Source organism: Pseudomonas sp. Irchel 3F3 (assembly GCF_900187545.1).
Classification (GTDB): domain Bacteria; phylum Pseudomonadota; class Gammaproteobacteria; order Pseudomonadales; family Pseudomonadaceae; genus Aquipseudomonas; species Aquipseudomonas fortuita.
Genome location: NZ_FYDS01000010.1, coordinates 24,512 through 39,607, shown reverse-complemented (window position 1 = coordinate 39,607; position 15,096 = coordinate 24,512). Strand labels below are relative to the sequence as shown.

The following is a 15,096-nucleotide window of genomic DNA, read 5'->3' as shown; positions in this document are numbered from 1 at the left end:
AACGCTTGGAGTGCAATCTCCCGTGTCAGTTCTGCGCCTACCGCACATGTCGGCCACGGCCGGCAAACAAACCTGGGGTAACCTGCCCGGTGCCGCCCTCAGCCTTGCCATCGCCGAGGCCGCCAGCAACGCTGGCCGCTTCACCCTGCTGCTGACAGCCGACAGCCAGGCCGCCGACCGTCTGGAGCAGGAGCTGCGCTTCTTCGCCCCGGACCTGCCGGTGCTGCCATTCCCCGACTGGGAAACCCTGCCCTACGACCTGTTCTCGCCACACCAGGACATCATTTCCCAGCGCATCGCAAGCCTGTACCGCCTGCCGGAACTGAGCCATGGCATCCTCGTGGTGCCGGTCACCACCGCCCTGCACCGCCTGGCGCCCACCCGCTTCCTGCTGGGCAGCAGCCTGGTGCTGGACGTGGGCCAGACCATCGACGTGGAGCAGATGCGCACACGCCTGGAGGCCAGTGGCTATCGTTGCGTCGACACCGTCTACGAGCATGGCGAGTTCGCCGTGCGCGGCGCGCTGATCGACCTGTTCCCGATGGGCAGCAAGCTGCCCTACCGCATCGACCTGTTCGATGACGAGATCGAGACACTGCGCACCTTCGACCCCGAGACCCAGCGCTCGATCGACAAGGTGGATTCGGTGCGCCTGCTGCCGGCACGCGAATTTCCGATGCAAAAAGAGGAAGTGACCCGCTTCAAGGCACGCTTCCGTGAACGCTTCGACGTGGATTTCCGCCGCAGTGCGATCTTCCAGGACCTGGCCAGCGGCATCATCCCGGCCGGCATCGAGTACTACCTGCCGTTGTTCTTCGAAGAAACGTCCACCCTGTTCGACTACCTGCCGGCCGACACCCAGGTGTTTTCGCTGCCTGGCGTGGAACAGGCCGCCGAACACTTCTGGAACGACGTGCGCGGCCGTTATGAAGACCGCCGTGGCGACCTCAGCCGGCCGCTGCTGCCGCCTGCCGAGCTGTTCATGCCAGTGGAGGACTGCTTCGCCCGGCTCAAGCAGTGGCCGCGAGTGGTGGTCAGCAGCGAAGACATCGAACCGGGCGCGGGCCGCGAGCGCTTCCCGGCGCGCGCCCTGCCCAACCTGGCGATCGAGGCCAAGGCCAACCAGCCGCTGGCCGAGCTGGCCAACTTCCTCGACCAGTTCCCCGGCCGCGTGCTGTTCACCGCCGAATCGGCCGGCCGCCGCGAAGTGTTGCTGGAGCTGCTCGAACGATTGAAACTGCGGCCGCACACTGTCGACGGCTGGGCCGACTTCATCACCGGAAGCGAGCGCCTGGCGATCACCATCGCCCCGCTGGATGACGGCTTGCTGCTGGACGACCCAGGCCTGGCCCTGGTCGCGGAAAGCCCACTGTTCGGCCAGCGCGTGATGCAGCGCCGCCGCCGCGACAAGCGTGGCGAAACCGCCAACGACGCGGTCATCAAGAACCTCACCGAGCTGCGCGAAGGCGCACCGGTGGTACACATCGACCATGGCGTGGGCCGCTACCTGGGCCTGGCCACCCTGGAAATCGAAGGCCAGGCTGCCGAATTCCTTACCCTGGAATACGCCGAGAACGCCAAGCTGTACGTGCCGGTGGCCAACCTGCACCTGATCGCCCGCTACACCGGCAGCGATGATGCCCTGGCACCGCTGCACCGGCTGGGCTCGGAAGCCTGGCAGAAGGCCAAGCGCAAGGCCGCCGAACAGGTGCGCGACGTGGCCGCCGAACTGCTCGACATCTATGCCCGCCGGGCCGCGCGCAAAGGGTATGCGTTTGCCGACCCGTCCGCCGACTACGCCACGTTCAGCGCCGGCTTCCCGTTCGAAGAAACCCCGGACCAGCAAACGGCCATCGAGGCGGTGCGGGCTGACATGCTCGCGCCCAAGCCAATGGACCGCCTGGTGTGTGGCGACGTCGGCTTCGGCAAGACAGAAGTGGCCATGCGGGCGGCGTTCATCGCCGTGCACAGTGGCCGCCAGGTCGCCGTGCTGGTGCCCACTACCCTGCTCGCCCAGCAACACTACAACAGCTTCCGCGACCGCTTTGCCGACTGGCCGGTGACCGTGGAGGTGATGAGCCGCTTCAAGTCGGCCAAGGAAGTGGCCGCCGCCGCCGCCGACCTGGCCGAAGGCAAGATCGACATCCTCATCGGCACCCACAAGCTGCTGCAGGACGATGTGCGCTTCAAGGACCTGGGCCTGGCCATCATCGACGAAGAGCACCGCTTTGGTGTGCGCCAGAAAGAGCAGCTCAAGGCACTGCGCAGCGAGGTCGACATCCTCACCCTGACCGCTACGCCGATCCCGCGCACGTTGAACATGGCAGTGGCCGGCATGCGCGACCTGTCGATCATCGCCACGCCGCCAGCGCGCCGCCTGTCGGTGCGCACCTTTGTCATGGAGCAGAACAAGAGCACGGTCAAGGAGGCACTGCTGCGCGAACTGCTGCGCGGTGGCCAGGTGTACTACCTGCACAACGATGTGAAAACCATCGAAAAATGCGCCGCCGACCTTGCCGAACTGGTGCCCGAGGCACGTATCGGCATCGGCCACGGGCAAATGCGCGAACGCGAGCTGGAACAGGTGATGAGCGATTTCTACCACAAGCGCTTCAACGTGCTGGTGGCGTCGACCATCATCGAAACCGGCATCGACGTGCCTAGCGCCAATACCATCGTCATCGAGCGCGCCGACAAGTTTGGCCTGGCCCAGCTGCACCAGCTGCGTGGCCGGGTCGGCCGTAGCCACCACCAGGCCTACGCCTACCTGCTGACCCCAACCCGACAGAAAGTCAGCGCCGACGCTGAAAAACGCCTGGAAGCCATCGCCAACACCCAGGACCTGGGTGCTGGCTTTGTGCTGGCCACCAACGACCTGGAAATCCGCGGTGCGGGCGAGCTGCTGGGCGAAGGCCAGAGCGGTCAGATCCAGGCGGTGGGCTTCACCCTGTACATGGAAATGCTCGAACGCGCGGTCAAGGCGATCCGCAAGGGTACCCAGCCAAATCTGGAGCAACCGCTTGGCGGCGGCCCGGAGATCAACCTGCGCCTGCCCGCACTGATCCCCGAGGACTACCTGCCTGACGTGCATGCTCGGCTGATCCTGTACAAGCGCATTGCTTCGGCCGCCGACGAAGAAGGCCTCAAGGACCTGCAAGTGGAAATGATCGACCGCTTCGGTCTGCTGCCAGAACCGACCAAGAACCTGATGCGCCTGACTTCGCTCAAGCTGCAGGCGGAAAAGCTCGGCATCAAGAAAGTCGATGCTGGCCCCAATGGTGGCAAGCTCGAGTTCGAAGCCGAAACCCCGGTCGACCCGCTGACCCTGATCAAGCTGATCCAGGGCCAGCCCAAACGCTACAAGTTCGAAGGCGCTACCCAGTTCCGCTTCCTTGTGCCGATGGAACGCCCCGACGAACGTTTCAACACCCTGGAGGCGCTGTTCGAGCGCCTGACCCCACAGCCTGCCTAAGGAAGATCCATGCGTGCCATCCGTTGCCTGACCCTGCTGCTGGCGCTGTTCGCGCCAGCCGCCTTCGCCGAAGGCCTGTATCAGGTAGAAATGATTCTGGTGCGGCAGAACAGCGTGCCCGCCTTCACCAGCCCGTTCGCCCCGGAAGACTGGAGCGCTGGCGCCCCACGCCTGGCAAAAGACGCAGAGCGCCCACTGGCGCTGGAAGACGAAGCCACCCGCCTGGAAGCCACCGCCGACTACACCGTATTGATGCACAAGGCCTGGCAGCAGCAGGTCGGCAGCGAACCTGGCCGCATTGCCCTGGGCGAAGGCGCCGAACAGTTCGGCCACTTCCCTATCGAAGGCAACCTGAGCATCGCGCAAGGCCGCTTCATCTCGGTCGAGGCCAACTTCTGGGTCAACCAGCTGGACGGCAACGGCAGCGTGCTGCAAAGCGAGCAGTTCAGGCAGAACAACAGCAACGTCAAGGCCGGCCAGCTGACCTTCCTCGACGGCGGGCACCTGGCGGTGCTGCTGAAGGTGACACCACCGGGTACGCCGAAAATGCCGGTGATGGACCCGGAGATGATGGAGCAGTAATCCGATGAAGCAAGATGCCGCCGAGATGGTGAACGCTTATCCGAACTGGACCCAATCGTTCAGCAAAGCTGCCCTGCAACGCGGTGAGCGCTATGCCGAGGAAGGCAGGGTCGAACTGGAAGGCTTCTATGGGCCGACCATCACGGCCAATTGCCAAGGGAGTGGCGACAACCACTATCGGCAAAGCATCGAGTTGCACGTAGCCGGCGGCCGTTGCCATGTGCACGGTGAATGCGATTGCCCTGTAGGGCAAAACTGCAAGCATTGCGCCGCTGCACTGTTCTGCATAAGCGACCCTTGGTCCAATCATGAGGCCACGCAAGCCGACCCGGCAACGTTGTCCGCGGAACTGCAGCACTGGTTGAGCGGCCTGGAGCAGGCCCCGCCCAAGCCCAACGCAGCCGAAGACAAACGCGGACGCATGGTGTGCTACCAGCTCGACCTCACCGATGATGCCGGCTGCGCCCTGCTGGTACGCAAGGGCACGCGAACCGAGGACGGCATACGCTTCAGCCGCGTCCAGTCACTGTACGACTTTCTCTACGAGCCACCGCGCTTCGTGACGGAAGAAGACACCCGCATTCTGCGCCTGCTCTCGGCCCTGAATCAGGGCGGCGGCCAGGACCGCGGCTATAAACTGAAGGGCCAGGAAGGTGGCGAGTTGTTCCAGCGCGCACTCGAAACCGGGCGCATGTTTTACGATGTCGGCTTCCCACCGCTTCATCAAGGCCCGGTGCGCCATGCCGAGTTCCGCTGGGTACGCCTGGACAACGGAAACTACCGGGGACTGTGGTACAGCGGCGAGGAAATGCTGCGCTGCGTCATCCCGCTGCTGCCACTTTACTACTTCGATCTGCTGACCAGTGAAGTGGGCAAGGTTGAGCACAGCCTGGATCCGCATGTCGCCGTGCAGCTGACTATTGCCCCCGATGTACCCGAGCACCTGGTCGTACCCCTCAGCCATAAACTCAATGCCCTCAGCCACAAGGTGCCGACGCCGACGCCAGTGCAGGAGCAGTTGCTCGATCACATCCAGCCCAAGCCCATTCTTGCGCTCGGCAGCCTTGAATACACCGCCTACATGCCGAAAACCGGTCGCATGCAACGGCAAATGCAACACCGCGCCGCATTGGCATTCAACTATGACGGTTTGCAGGTCAGCGGCACCGACGAGAAGCCGCTGACCCGCCTGGCGGGCAGCACCAGCCAGCGAATTCGCCGACAGCCGCAAGCCGAGCTAGCCCTGCGCAATGCGTTACGCGACCTGGGCTTCAAACCCGCCACTCGGCAGAGCAAGGCCCTGCCCGACAGTGCCGGCGAAATGTATCAGTTGCCCGACGACGAAGCCTGGCTGCGCTTTGCACGCGAAGGTCTGCCGCGCCTGCGCGAAGCCGGCTGGAACATCGACATACACCGCGATTTCGCCTTCAACTTGCAGGAGGTGGACGACTGGTATGCGACCATCGACGAGGCGCCCGGCCATGAATGGTTCGACCTGGAGCTGGGCATTGTGGTCGATGGCCAGCGTCACAGCCTGTTGCCCATCGTGTTGCAACTGCTGCGCAGCAGCCCAGAGCTGCTGCGCCCCAGCGAACTGGCCCGGCGCAGTGACGATGAACACCTGCTGATCGACCTCAACCGCGGCCGCCTGGACACACCGGCATTGCGCGTCGCCCTGCCCTACGGCCGCATCAAGGCCGTGATGGGCACCTTGGGTGAGCTGTACCTGCACGAAGACACCGCTGGCCCGAGCCTGCGCATGGAGCGCGCCGACGCCGCGCGCCTGAACGAAATCGAGGGCCTGCCCTTGCACTGGGAAGGGGGCGAGCACGTACGCGACCTGGGCCGCCGCCTGCGCGATGCCCGCGAGCTGCAAGTGCCACCCCCCGCCGGGCTGCGGGCCAACTTGCGGCCGTATCAGCAGCAGGGCCTGAACTGGCTGCAGGCACTGCGCGGGATGGGTACCGGCGGCATCCTCGGCGACGACATGGGCCTGGGCAAGACCCTGCAGACCCTGGCACACCTGCTGCTGGAAAAACAGTCCGGGCGCTTGGGCGCACCGGCCCTGGCGGTCATGCCCACCAGCCTGATACCCAACTGGTTGGACGAAGCCCAGCGTTTCGCCCCTGACCTGCGCGTACTGGCACTGCATGGCCCAGGGCGCAGCAAGCATTTCACCCGGTTGCACGAATACGACCTGGTCCTGACCACTTACGCCCTGATGCCACGCGACCTGAAACACCTGCGCGCCCAAGCCTGGCACATGCTGGTGCTGGACGAGGCACAGAACATCAAGAGCAGCACCAGCAAGGCCGCCCTCGCCGTCTGCGAGCTACAGGCCGGCCAGCGCCTGTGCCTCACCGGCACGCCGATGGAAAACAACCTGGGCGAGCTGTGGTCGATCTTCCACTTCCTCATGCCCGGCTGGCTGGGCGACCTCAAACGGTTCAACCAGGACTACCGCGTCCCGATAGAGCGCCATGGCGACGCTGAGCGCCTGGCCCACCTGGTCACGCGTATTCGCCCCTTCCTGCTGCGCCGCACCAAGGAGCAGGTGGCCACCGAGTTGCCCGCCAAGACCGAGATGGTGCACTGGGTCGAGCTCAGCGACGCCCAGCGCGACACCTACGAGGCCGTGCGAGTGGCCATGGACCAGAAAGTCCGCGACGAAATCGCTCGCAATGGCGCCGCGCGCAGCCAGATCGTCATCCTCGACGCCCTGCTCAAGCTGCGCCAGGTGTGCTGCGACCTGCGCCTGGTAAAAGGGGTGGAAAGCCATGGGAACCAGGCCGACAAGGGCAAGCTGGGCGCGCTGCTGGAAATGCTCGAGGAGCTGCTCAGCGAAGGGCGCCGGGTACTGCTGTTCTCGCAGTTCACCTCGATGCTGGCACTTATCGAGCAGGAGCTGCAGAAACGCAAGATCCGCTATAGCTTGCTGACCGGCGACACGCGCGACCGGCGCACGCCAGTGCGGCAGTTCCAGCAGGGTGACAGCGAAGTGTTCCTGATCAGCTTGAAGGCAGGCGGGGTGGGCTTGAACCTGACGGCCGCAGACACGGTGATCCACTACGACCCCTGGTGGAACCCGGCCAGCGAAAACCAGGCCACCGACCGGGCGTACCGGATTGGCCAGGACAAGCCAGTGTTCGTGTTCAAGCTGATTACCCGGGGTACGGTGGAAGAGAAGATCCAGATGTTGCAGCAGGAGAAAGCGGCATTGGCAGCCAGCTTGCTGGATGGCGGGCAGGCTGGGCAATGGCGCATGGGCGATGAAGAAATCGAGGCACTGTTTGCGCCATTGCCAGGCAAGCGTGGGCGGTAAACCATCAACTTTCACTGCCCAAGCTGGCCTCTTCGCGGGTGAACCCGCTCCCACAGTGACCGCACCGCTATCTGGCATGCGCAGTACCTGTGGGAGCGGGCATGCCCGCGAAGCGGCCGAGGCAGTCAATCGACCAGCTGAGCTTCCTTCAACGCCCCCAACGCCTCCAGCCAGCGCGGCTGCTGGCGATAATCGGTCCGCGCAAACCCTTGCCCGCGCATCCGCGCAATCCGCGGCGATGGCTTGACCTTCATACGTTGCGCCGCACTCAGTGCCAGCTCCGCTGCCGCCCGGTCATTGCACACCAGGCCCATGTCACAGCCGGCGCTCAACGCTGCCTCGATACGGCTGGCCGCATCACCCACCACATGCGCACCGGCCATCGACAAGTCATCACTGAAGATCACCCCGTCAAAGCCCAGCTCGCCGCGAAGGATGTCCTGCAGCCAGCGCCGCGAAAAACCGGCTGGCTGGTTGTCAACCTGCGGGTAGATGACATGCGCCGGCATCACCGCCGCCAGCTGGCCGCTCAGGCGCGTGAACGGCACCAGGTCGGCCTGGCGTAATTGCTCAAGGCTGCGCTCATCGGTGGGAATGGCCACATGCGAGTCAGCCTCGGCCCAGCCATGGCCGGGGAAGTGCTTGCCACAGGCAGCCATGCCCGCCGCATTCATACCGCGGATGAACGCCCCCGCAAGTTGCGTGGCACGCAGGGGGTCGCCCTCGAAGGCACGGCTGCCGACCACGGCGCTGCGCTGGTGGTCCAGGTCCAGCACGGGTGCAAAGCTGAGGTCCAGGCCAACCGCCAGCACCTCGGTCGCCATCAGCCAACCGCACTGCTCCGCCAGGTACTCGGCGTTGTCATTGTCGGCCAGCGCACGCATGGCTGGCAGGCGCACGAAACCCTGGCGCAGGCGCTGCACGCGGCCGCCCTCCTGGTCTACCGCCAGAATAAGGTCAGGGCGTATGGCGCGGATCGATGCGCACAGCTCACGCACCTGGCGCGGGCTGTCGATGTTGCGGGCAAAAATGATCAGGCCGGCCACTTCGGGTTGGCGCAGCAAGTGACGGTCTTCGGCGGTCAGCCATTTACCGGCGATATCCACCATCAGGGAGCCTTGCAGGCTGACGGTCATGGGTAATCCTTCATTGAAGACAAAGAGAGGCCCACTGGGGGCAGGCGGCCTGTTCGATACGCACCGGGCAATGGGCCGGCACCCGCTCGAACAGGCTTAGCAAGTCAGTGTTGCGCAGGCGTATGCAGCCATGGGACAACGCTACGCCCATGGGTTCCGTATCCGGGGTGCCGTGCAGGTAGATGTAGCGGCGGAAGGTGTCGACCGCGCCCAGGCGGTTAAGCCCCGGCTCACAGCCGCTGAGCCAGAGGATGCGGGTGAGTATCCAGTCACGGCCCGGGTATTGCGCGTGCAATACCGGCGACCACACCTCACCCGCCCAGCGCCGCCCGACCAGCACTGCAGCAAGCGGCAGGCCCGCGCCAATTTTTGCCCGCACTTGATGCAGGCCACGCGGTGTGCAACCCGAACCGTAGCGCTCGCCCGCACCGTTGCGCGACGTGGAAACCGGCACGCGCACGCGCAGCTGGCCACAGGCAAAGCCATACAGGCATTGGTCGGCAAGGGAAATGTGCAGCAGGTCGAGATCGGGCATGGCGCTAGCTTAGCCGAAGCGCCCTGCCCCGCCCAGCCTTCAGGCCTTGGCGGTAATAGCGGTAGCTTTGCTGCGTGGTCGCAGCTGCGCCGTGGCCATGGCTTCGTCGGTGACGCCGCTGTCGGCACGCATGCCTGCAGCCAGGAACGGTACCATCAGGCGCATCACCTGCTCGATCGAGGTGTTGATGCCAAAGTCAGTCTCGGCGATCGCACGCAGCGCCTTGATGCCGGACATGCTGAAGGCGGCGGCGCCGAGCATGAAGTGCACGCGCCAGAACAGTTCCAGTGGTGGAATACGCGGCGCAGCCTCGTTGACCAGCAGCATGTAGCGGCGGAACACCTTGCCGTACATGTCTTCCAGGTAACGCCGCAGGTGGCCTTGGCTCTGGCTGAATGCCAGGCCCAGCAGGCGCATGAAGATCGACAGATCGTTATTGCTGCGAGGTTGCACGACCAACGCCTGCTCCACCAGCATCTCCAGCAGCTCTTCGAGGCTGGGCTTGTGCTCCGGCTTGGCCTGGCGACGCTCCAGCTCGCGCTCCAGGCTGGCGCAGAACGGCCCGAGGAAGCGCGAGAACACCGCCTGGATCAACGCTTTCTTGGAGCCGAAATGATAGTTGACGGCCGCCAGGTTCACCCCGGCCTTGCTGGTAATCAGCCGCAATGAGGTTTCGGCAAACCCCCTTTCCGCGAACAGCTGCTCGGCAGCATCGAGAATGCGTTCAACGGTTTCCGATTGGGCCATGACTACTCCGCGTACTCCGCCAGACAAACAGGTGTTTGAAACATACGTTTCAGTCCTGCTTCTGTCAAGGCTCGGTGACCGGGCGGTCGCCATTTAAAAGCCCCAGCCGGCGTGCTGCAAGTGCCAGCGTTCAGGTTTAATGCGCCTTTTGGCTTGCAGCGCATCCAGTACTGTATATAATCCCAGTCACTGTACAAAAAGACAGAGCGCTCACCATGTTGAAACTGACGCCACGCCAAGCCGAAATTCTCGCGTTCATCAAGCGCTGCCTCGAAGACAACGGCTTCCCGCCGACACGCGCCGAGATCGCTCAGGAGCTGGGCTTCAAATCGCCCAACGCCGCCGAGGAGCACCTCAAGGCCCTCGCCCGCAAGGGCGCAATCGAGATGACCCCGGGCGCCTCCCGTGGCATCCGCATTCCCGGCCTGGAAACCAAGGCAGAAGAAAGCGGCCTGCCTATCATTGGCCGGGTTGCTGCCGGTGCGCCGATTCTTGCCGAACAGCACATTGAGCAATCCTGCAATATCAACCCCGCCTTCTTCCACCCCCAGGCCGACTATTTGCTGCGCGTACACGGCATGAGCATGAAGGACGTCGGCATCTTCGACGGCGACCTGCTGGCAGTTCACACCTGCCGCGAAGCCCGCAACGGCCAGATTGTCGTCGCCCGCATCGGCGACGAAGTGACCGTCAAACGCTTCAAGCGTGAAGGCAGCAAGGTCTGGCTGCTTGCCGAAAACCCCGAATTCGCCCCCATCGAAGTCGACCTGAAAGAACAGGAACTGGTGATTGAGGGTTTGAGCGTCGGCGTCATTCGCCGCTGATCCAGGAGGCGTCATGCAGCAGTTCATTCACGCACCCGAGCAAGCCCAGTTGCCCCTGTTCGAAGCATTTCTCGCCCAGCCCGTGCTACCTGGCCTGAAAGCCAGCGAACTGGCGCGCAAGCACAACCAGCCTGAACTGTTCAGCGAATTGTCGCTGCGCGGCGCGCCCGGTCACTGCCAAAGCCTGCTGGCACCGGTACTGCGCGAACTGAGCGAAGAGGACGCGGCCCGCTGGCTGACCCTGATCGCCCCGCCGTCGAGCCTGACCCAGGCCTGGCTGCGCGATGCCGGCCTCAACCGTGAACGCATCTTGCTGCTGCAACCTCGTGGCAACCAAACCCCGCTGCAACTGGCCTGCGAAGCTTTGCGCCTGGGCCGCAGCCACACGGTGGTCAGTTGGCTGGGCAACGTCAACGCCACCGCTCGCCAGCAATTGCTGCGCGCCGCCAGTGTCGGAAACGCACAAAGCCTGAACATCCGCCTCGGCTGATGCTCAGGCTTTGCCTGTCATTCGAAAAACCTGCTGGCTGCTGCACGGTCAGTGCAGCACACGCGGCCCTTCATCACGTTCGAGCTCACCATCCATGAGGCGGCCGGCCATCTGCACGCCCACGCTAAGCATGGCCTTGGCCACTTCTACATGCTGGCCCTGCAGGAACACCTTGGCGTCTTCCGAGAAATCCAGGGTTACCAGAGAGCCCTCATCCTCAGCGCGACGCAGTTCGATGCGGCCATCAGGCAACTCGACAATTTCCAGAAACGACGTAGACATAAATGGCAGTTCTCCGCGAAAGGTCCGTATTGTACCAGCCGTAACGGCTATCAGCACTCACTCAACGCATCGCGGAAACGTCTCACCAAACCCTTGAGGTTGTTGCGCCAGCTTTCCAGCTCGGTACGCGATAGCGCCGGATGCTCGGGCTCATCGAGATTGACGGCCTGGATCAGAGGCTGCGTGACATCGGTTTTCGGCGCTTTCCTGGCGACCGGTGGTCGGAACAAATCGGCATAAGCACCCAGCATTTGCGCCAGCCAGGTTTCGCGCTGACGGGCAAGCTCAAGCAGCTCGGCCACTTCCGGGATAGCGATGCCATTCAGCGCGTCGTCGGCCAGCGCTTGCTCGACAGTTGCAACCACCGGCAGGCGGTAGAACACCCCGATTTCATGGCACAGGCCCAGCAGCGCGCCATACAGGTGGAACAGCGCCGATTCGCGCTCAGCCTGAACCAGGCCCTGTGCATTCATGGCCTGGCTTTGTTCAGCCTTGGCCATGGACTCCAGAGCGAGGCCGGCGAAGAACAGTTTCTGGTTGGTGCGAGTGTAGGTTTCCTGGGCCATTTCTTTGCCCTCCCATCAGGCTGCAAGGCGAATACATGCATCATAAATGATTGGGGCCGCTTTGCGCCCCTTCGCGGCACAAGGCCCTCCTGCAAGAGAACGCGATTCCTTGCAGAAGCGGCCTTGTGCCGCGAAGGGGCGCAAAGCGGCCCCAATTAAAGCACCGAAAGATCAGCGCTTGTCTTCAACCTTCCAGGCATTGCCGTCGTAGAAGGCCTTCCAGCCGGTCGGCTTGCCATCGACCTCGGACTGCACGTACTGCTCCTTGGTCTTGCGGCTGTAGCGGATAACTGCCGGGCGGCCTTCTGGATCTTTCTGTGGCGCATCGCAGAGGAAGTGGTACTTCGGATCGATCTCGTGCTTGTGCGGCACAATTTCAAGCACCAGCGGCGCACGGGTTTCACGGTTTTTCGGGAACTGACTGGCAGCCAGGAACAACCCCGAAGCACCGTCACGCAGCACGTAGGTGTCGTCCACCTTCTCGCACTTGAGCTCCGGCATGTCCACCTTGTCCATCTTCGGTGGCGCCGCCTCGCCACTCTTGAGCAGCTTGCGGGTGTTCTTGCACGCCGGGTTGGTGCAGCCGAAGAATTTGCCAAAACGGCCGGTCTTCAACTGCATCTCGCTGCCACACTTGTCGCACTCCAGGCTCGGCCCTTCGTAACCCTTGATGCGGTAGCTGCCCTCTTCGATCTCGTAGCCAACGCAATCGGGGTTGTTACCGCAAATGTGCAGCTTGTGCTTCTCATCCAGCAGGTAGGCGTCCATCGCTGTGGCGCAGATCGGGCAACGGTGCTTGCCCAGCAGCACGCGGGATTCCGATTCACCCTCGTCATCAGCGGCAATCTCGTCACCCGGCACCAGGTTGACGGTGGCCTTGCAGCGCTCTTTTGGCGGAAGGCTGTAACCCGAACAACCCAGGAAAACACCCGTGGAAGCGGTGCGGATCATCATCGGCCGGCCGCATTCCTTGCACGGAATGTTGGTCATGGTCGGCTGGTTGGCGCGCATGCCGTTTTCGCTGGACTCTGCAGTCTGCAGCTTCTTGCTGAAGTCGCCGTAGAACTCGTCGAGTACGTTTTTCCAGTCACGCTCACCCTGGGCCACGTCGTCGAGGTTCTCCTCCATATCGGCGGTAAAGCCGTAGTCCATCAGGTTGGAGAAGCTTTCCGACAGGCGCTCGGTGACGATGTCGCCCATTTTCTCGGAATAGAAACGGCGGTTATGCAAGGTCACATAACCACGGTCCTGAATGGTCGAGATGATCGCCGCATAGGTCGACGGGCGACCAATGCCGCGCTTTTCCATTTCCTTGACCAGGCTGGCCTCGGTGAAGCGCGCCGGCGGCTTGGTGAAGTGCTGGCTCGGGTCGATCTGAATCAGCTTCAGCGCTTCGCCCTGGACCATCTCAGGCAGCACGTCGTCTTCGCCCGGCTTGCTCTGTTGCGGCAGCACGCGGGTATAACCGTCAAATTTGAGGATACGGCCCTTGGCACGCAGCTCGAAGTCGCCCGCAGCCACGGTGACGCTGGTGGACAGGTACTGCGCCGGGGGCATCTGGCAGGCCAGGAACTGGCGCCAGATCAGCTCGTACAGGCGCTCGGCGTCGCGCTCCATGCCGCTGAGCTTGGTCGGGTGCGTATTCACATCGGAAGGACGAATCGCTTCGTGCGCCTCCTGGGCCCCTTCCTTGCTGCCGTAAACCAGTGGCGCATCCGGCAGGTACTGCTTGCCGAACTCGCGCTCGATGTAGCTACGCGCCATGTCCAGGGCATCGACCGACAGGTTGGTCGAGTCGGTACGCATGTAAGTGATGTAGCCGGCCTCATACAAGCGCTGGGCCATCATCATGGTCTTTTTCACCCCGAAGCCCAGGCGGTTACTGGCCGCCTGCTGCAGGGTGGAGGTAATGAACGGCGCCGACGGCTTGCTGCTGGTCGGGCGGTCTTCACGCTTGACCACGCTGTAGCTGGAAGCCTTGAGCTTCTCCAGCGCAGCCATGGCCTGGGCTTCGTTCAGCGGCTTGAAGGCCTCGCCCTTCTCGCGCGCCACCTCGAAACGCACCTTGGCGTTCTTGGCGGTACCGAGGTCGGCATGAATCTCCCAGTACTCTTGCGGGATGAATGCACGGATTTCACGCTCGCGCTCCACCACCAGCTTCACCGCGACCGACTGCACACGGCCAGCAGACAGGCCGCGAGCAATCTTGGCCCACAACAGCGGCGAAACCATGTAACCAACCACACGGTCGAGGAAGCGCCGCGCCTGCTGAGCGTTGACCCGGTCGATGTCCAGCTCGCCTGGCTGCGAGAAGGCTTCCTGGATGGCCTTTTTGGTAATTTCGTTGAACACCACGCGCTTGTAGCGTGTGTCGTCACCACCGATGGCTTCGCGCAGGTGCCAGGCAATGGCTTCCCCTTCGCGGTCCAAGTCGGTTGCGAGATAGATGGTGTCGGCATCCTTGGCCAGGCGACGCAGTTCTTCGATCACCTTTTCCTTGCCAGGCAGGATCTCGTACTTGGCCTTCCAGCCGTGATCCGGGTCGACGCCCATGCGTGCCACCAGCTGGCGACGGGCCTTTTCTTTCGGCGACAGGGCCGGAGCCTCACCCGCGGCCTTGCCACGCTTGGCGGCCGGCTCTTTGCTTGCGCTGGCCGAACCGCTGGTGGGGAGGTCTCGGATATGGCCGATACTCGACTTCACCACGTACTGGTTGCCCAGGTACTTGTTGATGGTCTTGGCCTTGGCCGGGGATTCCACAATGACCAGCGATTTGCCCATGGATCGGAGTATTCCTGAATCTGAAAATGAAAAACGCGTCAGGTACCAAACGCGGCACCGCTATATATAGTGGCAAAAGTGTGAGGTCAAGCTCGGACAATCACTCGTGCGACTTGCCCAGCAACCCAGGCAGCCCTTCTTCGGCCTTGACCAAAGCAAAGCGTGGCACCTGCTCGCCGTCAACCTCGACGGACTCCTGGAACATCAAAAGGGGGCGTACCCAGAAGCTGTAATCACCATACAGGCATTGGTAGAACACCATCCACTCTTCGTTCTCGGAGTGCCGCGCAACGCTGAAGACACGGTACTCAGGCCCTTTGTAATGCCGGTATACGCCTGGTTGTATCTGCATGTTGCCC

The 15,096-nt window shown here is 63.1% G+C and carries 12 protein-coding genes; 5 read left to right on the top strand and 7 right to left on the bottom strand.

The window, feature by feature from the left end:
* Positions 1-22 precede the first annotated feature (22 nt).
* From mfd to CKW35_RS21365, 3 genes are read left to right on the top strand one after another with little or no spacing between them, the layout of a single operon-like run.
* Entirely contained in the window at positions 23-3,472 is a 3,450-nt protein-coding gene (mfd, locus tag CKW35_RS21375; RefSeq protein WP_031311939.1) for a transcription-repair coupling factor, read from the top strand.
* 9 nt (positions 3,473-3,481) lie between these two features.
* The gene (locus CKW35_RS21370; protein WP_016485648.1) at positions 3,482-4,054 is read left to right on the top strand and encodes a CsiV family protein; all 573 of its coding nucleotides are present in this window, start codon (positions 3,482-3,484) and stop codon (positions 4,052-4,054) included.
* Between the two features lie 4 nt (positions 4,055-4,058).
* Positions 4,059-7,376 (top strand): DEAD/DEAH box helicase, encoded by a 3,318-nt coding sequence (locus CKW35_RS21365; protein WP_095116821.1) that lies wholly within the window; start codon positions 4,059-4,061, stop codon positions 7,374-7,376.
* 125 nt (positions 7,377-7,501) lie between these two features.
* Here CKW35_RS21365 and nagZ read toward each other — a convergent pair whose 3' ends face one another.
* From nagZ to CKW35_RS21350, 3 genes are read right to left on the bottom strand one after another with little or no spacing between them, the layout of a single operon-like run.
* Entirely contained in the window at positions 7,502-8,500 is a 999-nt protein-coding gene (nagZ, locus tag CKW35_RS21360; protein ID WP_172455937.1) for a beta-N-acetylhexosaminidase, read from the bottom strand.
* Positions 8,501-8,522: 22 nt separating this feature from the next.
* A complete protein-coding gene (locus CKW35_RS21355) occupies positions 8,523-9,047 on the bottom strand; it encodes a L,D-transpeptidase (protein WP_023048970.1) in 525 nt (174 codons plus the stop codon).
* A 39-nt stretch (positions 9,048-9,086) separates the two neighbouring features.
* The gene (locus tag CKW35_RS21350; RefSeq protein ID WP_023048969.1) at positions 9,087-9,794 is read right to left on the bottom strand and encodes a TetR/AcrR family transcriptional regulator; all 708 of its coding nucleotides are present in this window, start codon (positions 9,792-9,794) and stop codon (positions 9,087-9,089) included.
* Positions 9,795-10,009: 215 nt separating this feature from the next.
* Between CKW35_RS21350 and lexA the strand changes: the two genes are divergently transcribed.
* Together lexA and sulA are read left to right on the top strand one after the other, a co-directional pair.
* Positions 10,010-10,618, top strand: a complete 609-nt coding sequence (gene lexA, locus CKW35_RS21345) for a transcriptional repressor LexA (RefSeq protein WP_012271348.1) — start codon at positions 10,010-10,012, stop codon at positions 10,616-10,618.
* A 13-nt stretch (positions 10,619-10,631) separates the two neighbouring features.
* Positions 10,632-11,108 (top strand): SOS-induced cell division inhibitor SulA, encoded by a 477-nt coding sequence (gene sulA, locus CKW35_RS21340; protein ID WP_016485642.1) that lies wholly within the window; start codon positions 10,632-10,634, stop codon positions 11,106-11,108.
* Between the two features lie 48 nt (positions 11,109-11,156).
* Here the strand turns inward: sulA and CKW35_RS21335 are convergent, their stop codons facing one another.
* The 4 genes from CKW35_RS21335 to CKW35_RS21320 form a co-directional block, all read right to left on the bottom strand.
* Positions 11,157-11,390, bottom strand: coding sequence for a hypothetical protein (locus CKW35_RS21335; protein ID WP_003248777.1), 234 nt, complete (start codon positions 11,388-11,390; stop codon positions 11,157-11,159).
* 50 nt (positions 11,391-11,440) lie between these two features.
* Entirely contained in the window at positions 11,441-11,956 is a 516-nt protein-coding gene (locus CKW35_RS21330; protein ID WP_016485641.1) for a DUF6586 family protein, read from the bottom strand.
* Positions 11,957-12,127: 171 nt separating this feature from the next.
* A complete protein-coding gene (gene topA / locus CKW35_RS21325; protein WP_016485640.1) occupies positions 12,128-14,737 on the bottom strand; it encodes a type I DNA topoisomerase in 2,610 nt (869 codons plus the stop codon).
* 100 nt (positions 14,738-14,837) lie between these two features.
* Complete coding sequence (locus CKW35_RS21320) at positions 14,838-15,089, bottom strand: DUF1653 domain-containing protein (protein WP_016485639.1); 252 nt, start codon at positions 15,087-15,089, stop codon at positions 14,838-14,840.
* Positions 15,090-15,096 lie beyond the last annotated feature (7 nt).